At 45.0% G+C, this 12242-nt stretch carries 3 protein-coding genes and 1 pseudogene; 2 read left to right on the forward strand and 2 right to left on the reverse strand.

What is annotated here, in order from left to right:
* Positions 1 to 40 precede the first annotated feature (40 nt).
* Both F7Y48_RS20885 and F7Y48_RS20890 read left to right on the forward strand, forming a co-directional pair.
* A complete protein-coding gene (locus F7Y48_RS20885; RefSeq protein ID WP_048626423.1) occupies positions 41 to 1357 on the forward strand; it encodes a TolC family outer membrane protein in 1317 nt (438 codons plus the stop codon).
* A 2-nt stretch (positions 1358 to 1359) separates the two neighbouring features.
* Entirely contained in the window at positions 1360 to 1974 is a 615-nt protein-coding gene (locus F7Y48_RS20890) for an OmpA family protein (protein WP_006741557.1), read from the forward strand.
* 87 nt (positions 1975 to 2061) lie between these two features.
* On the opposite strand, the gene F7Y48_RS23655 is transcribed toward F7Y48_RS20890, so the two are convergent.
* Together F7Y48_RS23655 and F7Y48_RS23660 are read right to left on the reverse strand one after the other, a co-directional pair.
* Positions 2062 to 7398 carry a Calx-beta domain-containing protein gene (locus F7Y48_RS23655; protein ID WP_410483280.1) on the reverse strand — a complete coding sequence of 1779 codons (5337 nt, stop codon included), beginning with the start codon at positions 7396 to 7398 and terminating at the stop codon, positions 2062 to 2064.
* A 159-nt stretch (positions 7399 to 7557) separates the two neighbouring features.
* Positions 7558 to 12242, reverse strand: a pseudogene (locus tag F7Y48_RS23660) (tandem-95 repeat protein); the annotation flags it as partial.

Raw genomic sequence — 12242 nt, forward strand, 5'->3', positions numbered from 1 at the left:
GAAATAGCAAAAAGCAACACGAATTTTTAGGAGAAATACCGTGAAATGGAACCGACTAAATATTGCTTGCTGCTGTAGTTTAATAGTGTCTTTACCCGTTTTCGGTCAAACTTTAGAGCAAGCCGTGGCATTGACGTTAAAAAACAATCCTGACATTAAGAGCGCATTTAACGAGTTCACCAGTCGAAAATACGTAAATGAAGCCTCTTCGGGCGCCTACTTACCTTCTATTGATTTAGATGCGGGCATTGGTTACGAGGGATTAGACCCTTCTGACGAGGTGGGACGTGGGGATACAGATTACACTCGAAAGGAAGCTTCGGTAACACTAACTCAGCTCATATGGGATGGCAGTGCAACCTTAAATGATATCGATCGTACCGCAGCCGATGCAGAGTCAGTTAGATTTCAACTTTTGGCCGATGCATCAGATAAAGCGCTTGAAGTCACCAAAGTGTATTTAGACGCAGTAAAAGCTTACGAAATACTCAAGCTTTCTGAAAATAACTTGGCGGTTCACAAAGATATTTACGAAGACATTAAAAAACGAGTCAACTCAGGTATCGGCTCTACCGCTGACTTAACACAGGTAGAAGCACGTTTGGCAAAAGCACACGGTAATTTGGCAGCTGCTCAAAATAATTTGTACGACTCTCACACTATGTTCACTCGTTTAGTGGGTCAAACCCCGCAAGGGTTGATCTTTCCAAGAGCGGATCAGAATTTCATTCCATACACCATTGATGAAGCGGTAGGTTTGGCATTTGAGCTGCACCCTGTCATTCAAGTCGCGCTCGCAGACGTGGACTCTGCTAAGTTTCAATACAAACAATCTAAAGGTGTTAATTACCCAACCATTTCCATTGAAGCTTCACAAACATGGCGTGATGACGCTGATGGCTTAAAAGGCCGCAGTGATGAGACACTTGCCATGCTACGTCTACGCTACAACCTATTTAATGGCGGCAGTGACGCTGCAAACTCAGAAAACTTCGCCTATCAGTTAAATAAAGCGAAAGACTTACGTGAAGGTGCTTATCGCAATGTTGAAGAAGGGTTAAGGCTTTCATGGAGCGCACTGGATTTGACCCTACAGCAAAAAGAGTTCCTGTCAGATCATGTAGACTCGGCATCTGAAACCGTTATTGCGTACGAAAAACAATATCGCATTGGTAAGCGAACGCTGCTTGATCTATTGAATACTGAAAACGAACTCTTTGAGGCACGTAAAGACTACTTAGATTCTAAATACGCAGAGCAGTACGCCAAATATCGAGTGATGAACGCAACAGGTCAACTGTTGAGTGCATTAAGGGTTGAAATGCCTAAAGAATGGCTAGAAGAAGTGGAGTATTAATTATGAAATACATAACTCTTATTGCACTCTCATTGATGATTTCGGCATGCAGTTCATCCGATAAAGGCGATGAATATGATTATATTGATACGCCAATTGCCGATCAGTGGGCAGATCATCTTGATGATGATTCTGATGGAGTCATTAATGAGCGCGATTTATGTCCGGGTACTCCTTTAGGTGCCGAGATTGATAACGATGGCTGCGGTTCGTATGTCGACTCCTCGCAAGAAATGCAAATTCGAGTTCTGTTCGCGAATGATTCCGATGTGATCAATCCTATCTTTACGGAGCAAATTCGAGAACTATCCGACTTCTTGAAGGAGTATCCAAATACATCGATAGAGATTCAGGGCTATGCCAGTCGTACTGGTACTGCAGAACACAATCTTGACTTATCTAAACGCCGCGCTGAGAACGTTAGAAAAGAACTCATGATGAATGGTATTAGTGGAGATAGAGTCACCATTGTCGGCTATGGAGACACGGTACTTGCAACACAAGGCACCGACCAAGTGAGTCATGCGTTGAACCGTCGAGTCACCGCAACGGTGATTGGCCACAAAGGTGAAGTGAAGAAAGAGTGGACCGTTTTCACGACACTTCCTAAGAGCTAACATCGCAATGAACGGAGTTTAAAAGTAAAAGGTCTAGCAAAATGCTAGACCTTTTTTGATTTTCAATTTCACCTGTGGCTAGACATGCTACATGTCTTTGTATTGCGCTTCTAAACTTGCAATCAGACTTTGAGTCACATCATCGACACTTGCACCATCAAAATGGATGTCCAATGTCGAGCCACCTTTCGTAATACTCAAGTTCGCTTCCGAGCCGCAATCTGGTGCCACTTCTACGTGATACTCTCCGACATCACCAGTATGATCACCGGACTGAAGATCATTAAGAAGCTCACCAATTTCATCTTTAGATAAGTCATCAAAGAGATCAGAGAAGTCTAGAGTGTCTTCATCTTTATTGAAATCAGTAACGGTATCAACCTCGTTGGTCACTTCACTCCACTTAAAGATGTCAGAGCCCTCATCTCCCGTTAAGATATCATTACCTAAACCACCAATCAGAATATCATCACCTTCACCACCAACGAGTATGTCGTTACCACCCTGACCAAACAGTAAATCGTTGCCAGCACCACCAGATAAGTTATCCGACTTATCACCTTGGTGAGATTGGTTGAATTCTTCTAGGTTATTTTTAACGTATTCATGGATGTCTTCACCATCAATGGTAGAAACATCTTGACCCGTTTGCTGTGCCACATGTGATTGAATCGCACTCAAACCTTGCTCATTACCGCCAAATTCAATTAAATCACCCAGCAAGATATCGTCACCTTCTCCACCCTGAATAGTGTCTGAGCCTTGTTTTAGGGGCACATCTTGACCCAATATCGTTTCAGCAAGTTTAGTAACATCGATATCTGACTCTACCACACCATCAGTGTCATACTGCTTAAGTGTTTGTTCATCAACACCACTACCAAGACCTATCGACTCTACTGAAGACAATGCTGCTAACACTTGATACATATGTTGAGCTTGTGTTGAGCTACCACCTTCATCGTAGTAACGGATAGAACCATTATATCTGTCGATATCACCAAGGGTTCTGCCTGTTAGCGGTGAATATACCTGACCGTAACTATCTATAACGACGTCACCTTTGTAGGTAACCGTCTGTCCGTATGAATAACTACTGTTACTAACTATATCTTGCAGGGTAACAAGCTTGCCAGAATCATCGACATCCAAAATCACTTTCGAGAATTCATTCGGCGCTAAATGATAGAGATGCGTTGCTCTATTTGGTTGACCATCAGTAACAAAGTACGTGATATTTTGGCCATTAGGGTTAGGTTGACTGCTAAACCATTCAACAGCTGACTGTAAACCCGCCTCATAGTTTGTGCCGCCGTCACCCTCATCACCTATAGCACTATTCAGTTCTTTTACAAACTCATCTCTTGCTGTTGGAGAACTCAAGTCAACGGAAATAACTGCTGACGCACTTGAAGCAAACTCACTGAGGTGAATATTCACTGTTCCAGGCTTCTCACCCTGATTTGCAGCGCTTAACAGTTCATCAAACACATCTAGCACTTCTTGCTTCGCAGTTCCTACCCAGTTACCCATGCTCCCTGAAGTATCCAAAACAAAGGCGATGTTGTAGTCCTGACCCGCAATAATCTCCAATCCTTGGACATCGCCAACAATAATATCGTGATCGTCACTGCCCGTTATCTGATCGTTCCCATGTGAACCCGACTCTAGAACATAGTCACGAGCTGTAAGCTCAACAGACTCTGTTGTTGAAGCAGCATCATTATTTGCTTCTTCAACCGACGTCGCGGTAACGCTTAGTGGGAACTCTAGACTACCTTCATAATCAAACGGCACTCTGATATCTAAAGAGACCTTACCGTTAGCATCCAGAGTGACAAGGTAATTACCGTTTGCGTCCTGATTAACGGCATGTCCATCGATATACAGCTCTACACCATCCGGCAAACCTTCCACAAAAACAGTTTGCGCCAAGCTTTCACTTCCATCGACATCAACCAAATCAACGTTAATATCAACGGGAATCCAACGCTCTTGAAGCACTTCATAGGTGCCGTCGGGCTTCAATTCAACGACTTTGTCTGCAAAAACAATTCGTTCAATTTCATATAAGTGATCACCACGATCATCACTACCTGTGTGGTCGTTTACCGAATCGATAGAACGATTATCTAGCAAAATCCAATATGGGACTTGACCTCCATGATCGTCTTTGAAGGTCATTTTGTAGTCACTGAAGTTTCCAGTTAAGTAAACCGTATCTTGGCCATCATAATCTGTAATAGTGGACGCATCATCACCATAGAAAGAGTCGTTATTACCACCGCCAATAAATACGTCATCACCGCCGCCACCATAGAAGGTGTCATTGTAATCAGTCCCAACGAATAAACTATCGGTATCACTTCTGTCGTTGTTGTCTCCTAGCATCACTCCGGCGTATGAGTGATTTTTTTGCTCGACATCATCCAAACCAAGATCAGCAGCGACGAGTTCATTCTCTGTAGGCGTTTTATCTATCGCAGAAGTAGCTAAGTTGTGATTAGGATCAACAGCATCTCTTTTTACTAACTCTCCAACATTAATCGTGATCGCAGGGGCATCTGCAACTGCGACAACGTTGATATCAAGCGTATTTGTTGCGCCAGTATTTGTGGTGTAATTAATTAATGGAACATCACCTGACCAGTGCTCGGTAGGTTCAAATACGTAACTACCATCTTGGTTTACTAATAAAGTGCCACTGGTCAAAGATACGTTTTCACCTACCGCATAGTCAGTGCCATTAATAGTAATGTGATCAACCATCAGGGTGTTGTCGTCATCAAAGTCATTACGCAATACGTTACCCTGTAGCGAACTATCTTCGTTGGTCTTCCCAATATCACTTTCCGTTTCCGTCGGTAAGTTCTCATGTACTACAACATTGATCGCTAAGTTAGACTCTGCTGAATCACCATTCGCGTGTTCTGTACTCGTTGCCGTCAAATTGATTGTGAAGTCATCATGGGAGCCAGCTGGTGGAGTCACAGTAAGTGTATCTAATGCCCAACTTGTCACGTCCAGTTCTTCATCAATGGTTGCTACAGTAATAGAACTGTTTCCATCTGAAAGGATCGCACCTACAGGTAAGCCAGTTAGCGTGACTTTAAGTGATTCAGAGCCATCTGTATCATTTAAGCTTGCTTTAATTTCAGAGAGCGGTATCGCTGTATCTTGTAACCCTTCGTTCAGCTGATATGTTTCGTAAAACGCAACACCATTAACTTCTTGTAGTTCAGACGTTCTGATATCAGTTGCTTCTAGTGCACTTTCATCACTAACTACGTAAAGACTGCTGTTGCTCAGATTGACAGGTGCTTGTCCATTAATGGATACATCCACATTAAAGTTACCCGGACCACTTTGGTTATGGTGATAAATTTCAATTGGATAAAAGCCAGATACCGAAGGGGTAAAGCTAGCACCCTTAATATCACCACTGTCGCTACCCCAACGAGCTTGATCAAGTAACGTACCACCCAACTTGATTGCAAGGCTATCATCGGCTTGACCGACAAAGTCGTAACTCGAACCAGCTTCCAGATAAACAAGAGATGTAACGAGAACGGCCTCATTTGCTAAGGTTGCATGAGTCCCTAAATCTTCCACATTTGACCAACTCAATTGAGTTCCATCTGCTGCATCAAGAGCGTTGATCGCTGCAATTAGAGTCTCGCCGTTGACCCCCATGCCATTACTAGAACCAACTTGAACATTGCTCCATGTTGTAACGTTAAACTCTTGTTGGGGTAATGAGTTCTCGTGCGTCACTGCGATTAAGTTCGGTTTATCAGCGATAGGATTTACGTCTATTGTCAGTGTTGACTCTTGACCGGTACTCTGTCCATCTGTTGGTTTAAAGCCAATTTGAGCGTAACTAGACTCCTGGTCTCCGACTTGATTTCCGCCGAAACTGTCACTGCCAGACTCATTTAATTCAGGTACAAAGCGAACACTGTTTTCATCAAAGAGCGATTTATCAAGCACTTGATCGATTTGGACAGACTGCCAATCACCTTGCGAATCTTTATACTCTAATGACCCATCGCTAGGAAGCGTTGTGATTTGGACGGAGAGCTCTGATACGTTAGAGTCCACATCGCTAATACCGAATGATGACCAATCAAGCATCACTTGGGTATCTTCACTCATCTCAACCGCGGAAGGCGAAGATTCAGGTGCATCATTCACATTTACCAGAGAAACATTGACCTCAGCAGTATCAATCCCGCCAGTTCCATCGATAACCTCAACCTGAAGCGTATAATCGCCCAAGTCAACATCATCGATTGTCTTGTTCAATGAAATCTCTCCGCTTGTCGGGTCGATATCAAAAATACCATTAGTGGTCGAGCCATCTGCAAAGCGGTATACAAGCACGTCATTATCGTGATCTTCAGCAACGACCGTACCAATAATGGACCCACTCACCGTGTTTTCGTTAACTGACCCGAAGTCGTAAACATCATCATTTGGTTTGTCACCAGCACTATCGCCGCCAGAAATAAACTCTGGAGCGTGCTGAGCATCTATAATAGAGACTGTTGCTTCATTCGAGTCACTTGCAAGCGTCGAATCTGCACCAACCGTATCAATTAGAGTCACAGTTAGGTTTTCAAGATCTTCGTAAATACCATCATCGAGAGTTTTTATATCAATCGGCGCCGACGTTTTACCCGCTGGAATCGTGACTGTGTAAGTACTTGGAGCAATATAATCTTTGTCATCAACATTTCCGCCGATTGTGAATGTTACCAGTACATCTTCATCTGCTTTTTGGTCAATGTTGACGATAAATTTTGCATCACTACCTTCATCAACTGAGGATTGATCTGAGCTAATAGTCACTTTCGGTGCACTTTGGGCATCAACGATCACAACACTTGCGCTGTTATTTGAAGCAATGCTCGCATCAGCGCCATCCACCTCTTTAATGGTTACTGTGAAAGATTCTGCGCCCTCATAAATACCATCGGTGAGCGTCAGTAAGTCAAGAGCCGCTGAAGATTGACCCGCAGGAACTTCAACACTAAGAACGCCAACAAAATCTTTTCCATCTTGGGCCACGCCACTATATTCGACATGAACCGTAACGCTCTCATCTGCAACTTTATCAAGTGTCAGCGTAAAGCCTGCCGTTTCACCTTCATTTACGCTGTTTTGATCGGCACTAATACTAACTAAAGGTGCAGGATCAGAATCCACAATATTTGCGTTACCAGTTGCAATACCATTACTGGTGACACTACCGATTTCCGTAACCGTCAGACCAAAGCTCTCATCACCTTCATGGACATTATCTAGTTTGGTCGGAACTGCGACTTTAATTTCAGCGACACCTGGAGGTATAGTAACGTCTCCATTAGGCGCTATATCTAATGTTTGAGTTTGACCATGAGTATCCACATAGGTCACTACCATAGTGCCTAGATCAACGTCTTCCGCAGTATAGCTATCATTTGTTGTTGACTTCAGATTGACGACAACGGCCTCTTGAACAGGGTTAGAGAGTAAAACGGTAAATATTGCGTCAGTTCCTTCAATGACATCGCCGGCATCTACTACGCTAAGCTCTGAACTATCATTATCAAGAACTGTTGCCGTCCCCGTTTCACCGCCGAGCTCAAGAACGATCGTTTCGCTGCTTTCCACAACCAAATCATCAATAGTCGGAATCGATATTTCGAAGCTACTTATACCTGCAGGAACAATCAAGTAACCACCTAAGAAAACAACACCATTTGTGTAGGTTGCATTCGATAGATTTACGTCATTCTTATCAACTGAAGAACCTTGAGCAAGCATATCAACTTGGTACTTAACAGCAGTACTGGTGACTTCATCTAGAACAACCGAAAACGTGACATTGTCACCCTCAGTCACGCTATCACCGACCACAGACAGACTTGGCCCATTTTCAGCAACATTACCATCTAGCATTTCATTAACGATATTGACTGTAGATGGATCGCTAACGCCACTTTCAGAGTCGACGGCTACATATCCAAAGCTGTCTTCGGCAGGAACACCTTCTACATAACGTAACTCCCAGTTACCTTCATTTTTCGTAGAAAAATCTAACTGAGTAATGACCGAACCTTCAGGAAGAGCTAGATCTTTCCCATAACCAACGCTTGTTTCTTGGAATAGCATGAAGTTGCCTTCAGGCTTCAAAAACTCGAACGTTTGAGTCTGTTGGACATTATTTGAATCTAAGTATGTAACCGTAATAAGCGCTGCGTTGTCATCACCGTAATCAAACAATCCACCTAGTCCATCTAGTCCAAGGTTTACGCTGCCCACAGGGTTATTAGACAAATCGATCGTAATCGTTTCACCTTTCTCAATACCCTGCCCATCATTGTCAGCGATACCATTGCCGATGTGTGACACCTGGCGGTTGTACTGCGCAAGCTCACCGCTATCAGAAGAAATGGTGATAGAGGCTCCATTTGCTAAATGCTCAGTACGGGAATGTGATGGACCACCATCTTCACTTAATCCCCAGTTATTGAAATCTGTTGTAGATTCCGAGCCATTAGGCGTATTTGGACGATCTTTGATACCTAATAAGAAACCAACATTATCAGCTTCATAGTAAAGACTGTCTTTGTCATACAGCGTATCGCTTACTTCTTTAATTTCGTGCAACTCACCGTCACTATCTTTAAAGAACAACGTACCTGATGTTGGCAGTTCAGTAATCCGAACATGTAGATCGTTGCTATTTAAGTCATCTTCAATATCCGCTATATGATCCTGAGAGTCGCCATCACCTAAAGGTTTCGTATCGGTATCAAACACAACGTGCGTAAGCTGATCATCGGCCACATGCGTAAAGTCTTCACTGTCAGGTTTGTCGTTTACTGGCGTGACATCAACTTTAACAATGGTGGATTCACTGACGCCCCCAGACGTAACGATGTAGGTGAAGCTGTCTGCCCCGTGATAGTTATCGTTTGGCGTGTAAGTTACGCTGCCGTCAGGGTTGACCGCGACCGTGCCGTTGGCTGGTCCGTTATTGGTATCGAGCGACACCACTTTATCGTCGCCTTCGAACGTGTCGTTACCTAAGACCTTGACGATGGTCGGCGTGTCTTCCACAACCGTCGCTTTATCTGCCACGATGTCCGCCACAGGCGCTACCGTGAAGTTCACCGTTTGGCTGATGCTTTCACCACTTGGGTCTTTAGCTGTGAACGTAATTGTCTCTTTGCCATTCCAATCCGCAGTCGGAGTGATGGTGGCAACGCCATTCACAATAGAAATTTGGATGTTGTTATTGCCAGAGACTGAGAATTCTAGCGAGGAATCGGAATCTTTGAATACTTCATTCAAGTCGATCGTGTATGCATCGAAATCTTCCGATAACACTTGATCTGTAATGGCATTATCAACTGTTGGCGCATCGTTAACACGATTCACAACCAAGCTATCACTGTCGCTAGCCGTTGGATTAACACCATCCGACACTGACGCGCTGATAGTAAGGTCTTTAAGGTTGAGTTCATCGTTGTTAACCGCGTCAACACCCGCTTGAGTTAGCTTGACTTCATTGCCAACCAACACGAAGTAGCCGTTTGAGTTGTTTTCTAGAGAAATGGTTAATTGGTCTTCTGGCGTATCAGTATCACGAACCGTTAAGGTTGCGACTACCGTATCAGTGCTCACTGCATCTTCAGTGATGCTTTCCACGGCATCAACTTTGATAGTTGGCGCATCGTTTACTGGGTTAACGGTAACTACCACTTTCGCTTCGTCGGTCAATTGACCATCCGTTACGATGTAGGTAATTTCAGCGTCGCCATTGAAGTTTTCTGCAGGAGTGAAAACGAGTTTTCCATCCACCACTTCAACCGTACCCTGCTCTTTAGGTACAGAGGCTGATTCAATACTCAGCTTATCGTCATCCACATCAGTGTCGTTTGGCAGAACATCAATAGTAACTGCGGTGTCTTCTTGTGTCGTAGCGATGTCATCTTTCGCCACTGGCGCGTCGTTGACCGGCGTCACATTGACTTCAACGGTAGTGAATTCGGATACACCGCCTGATGTCACGACATAAGTGAACGTATCTTTGCCGACGTAGTTGTCATCTGGTGTGTAGGTCACCGTGCCGTTGTTATTCACAATGACGGTGCCATTTTTAGGACCATTATCGGCGTCCAAAGACACCACTTTATCAGTGCCTTCGAACGTGTCGTTACCTAAGACGTTAATGATGGTTGGTGTGTCTTCGACTACATCCGCACTATCAGCCTCAATGTCAGCTACTGGTGCTACCGTAAAGTTCACCGTTTGACTTACGCTTTCACCGCTTGGGTCTTTAGCTGTGAACGTAATTGTCTCTTTGCCATTCCAATCCGCAGTCGGAGTGATGGTAGCAACACCATTCACAATAGAAATTTGGATGTTGTTATTGCCAGAGACTGAGAATTCTAGCGAGGAATCGGAATCTTTGAATACTTCATTCAAGTCGATCGTGTATGCATCGAAATCTTCCGATAACACTTGATCTGTAATGGCATTATCAACTGTTGGCGCATCGTTAACACGATTCACAACCAAGCTATCACTGTCGCTAGCCGTTGGATTAACACCATCCGACACTGACGCGCTGATAGTCAGGTCTCTAAGGTCGAGTTCATCGTTGTTAACCGCGTCAACACCCTCTTGAGTTAGCTTGACTTCATTGCCAACCAACACGAAGTAACCGTTTGAGTTGTTTTCTAGCAACACCGTAAGCTCATCTTCCGGCGTGTCAGTATCGCGAACCGTTAAGGTTGCCACTACCGTATCAGTGCTCACTGCGTCTTCAGTGATGCCTTCCACGGCATCAACCTTGATGGTTGGTGCATCGTTTACTGGGTTAACGGTAACGGTCACCTTCGCTTGGTCAGTCAGCACACCGTCGGTGATGGTGTAAGTGATCTCAGCATCACCATTGAAGTTTTCTGCCGGAGTGAACACCAGTTTGCCGTCAACAATTTCAACCTTACCTTGTGTTTCAGGTACGGACGCCGATTCAATCGACAGCGTATCGCCATCAATATCGGTGTCGTTTGGCAGGACATCAATTGTCACTGGTGTGTCTTCGTCAGTAATCGCCGTGTCATTGGTCGCCACTGGCGCGTCATTCACTGGCGTGACATCGACGTTCACCGTGGTTGACTCCGATACCCCACCAGACGTAACAATGTAGGTGAAACTGTCTGCCCCGTGGTAGTTGTCGTTTGGCGTGTAAGTCACGCTGCCATCCGGATTGACCGAGACCGTGCCGTTGGCTGGGCCGTTATTGGTATCTAGCGACACCACTTTATCGTCGCCTTCGAACGTGTCGTTACCTAAGACGTTAATGATGGTTGGTGTGTCTTCGACTACATCCGCACTGTCTGCCACGATGTCCGCCACAGGCGCAACCGTGAAGTTCACCGTTTGGCTAACGCTTTCACCGCTTGGATCAGTGGCAGTAAACGTTAGGGTTTCTGAGCCGTTCCAGTCCGCGGTTGGAGTGAACGTAGCAATGCCATTGACGATCGCCACTTGAATGTTGCTGTTGCCAGAAACGCTGAAGCTCAGCTCGCCATCAACGTTATCCACATCGCTGAAGGCCGTATTCAGATCGATCGTGTATGGAGTGAAATCTTCCGCCAAGGTTTGGTCTGCAATGCTACTCTCAACCACAGGCGTGTCGTTCACCGCATTTACTGTAACGGTCACCTTCGCTTGGTCAGTCAGCGAACCATCGGTGACGGTGTAAGTGATTTCAGCGTCACCATGGAAGTTATCGGCCGGTGTGAACACCAGTTTGCCATCAACAATCACAACCTTACCTTGCGCTTCAGGTACGGACGCTGATTGGATAGACAGTGTATCACCGTCCACATCGGTGTCGTTTGGCAGGACATCAATTGTCACTGGCGTGTCTTCGTCAGTAACAGCGGTATCATCTTTTGCCACTGGCGCATCGTTGACTGGCGTCACATCGACGTTCACCGTGGTGGATTCACTGACGCCCCCGGAGGTAACGATGTAGGTGAAACTGTCTGTACCGTGGTAGTTGTCGTTTGGCGTGTAGGTTACGCTGCCATCCGAGTTGACCGAGACCGTGCCGTTAGCTGGACCATTGTTGGTATCTAGCGACACCACTTTATCGTCGCCTTCGAACGTGTCGTTACCTAAAACCTTGATGATGGTTGGCGTGTCTTCCACAACCGTCGCTTTATCTGCCACGATGTCCGCCACAGGCGCTACCGTGAAGTTCA

This window comes from Vibrio sp. 2-1-2a (genome assembly GCF_032648565.1).
Classification (GTDB): domain Bacteria; phylum Pseudomonadota; class Gammaproteobacteria; order Enterobacterales; family Vibrionaceae; genus Vibrio; species Vibrio diabolicus.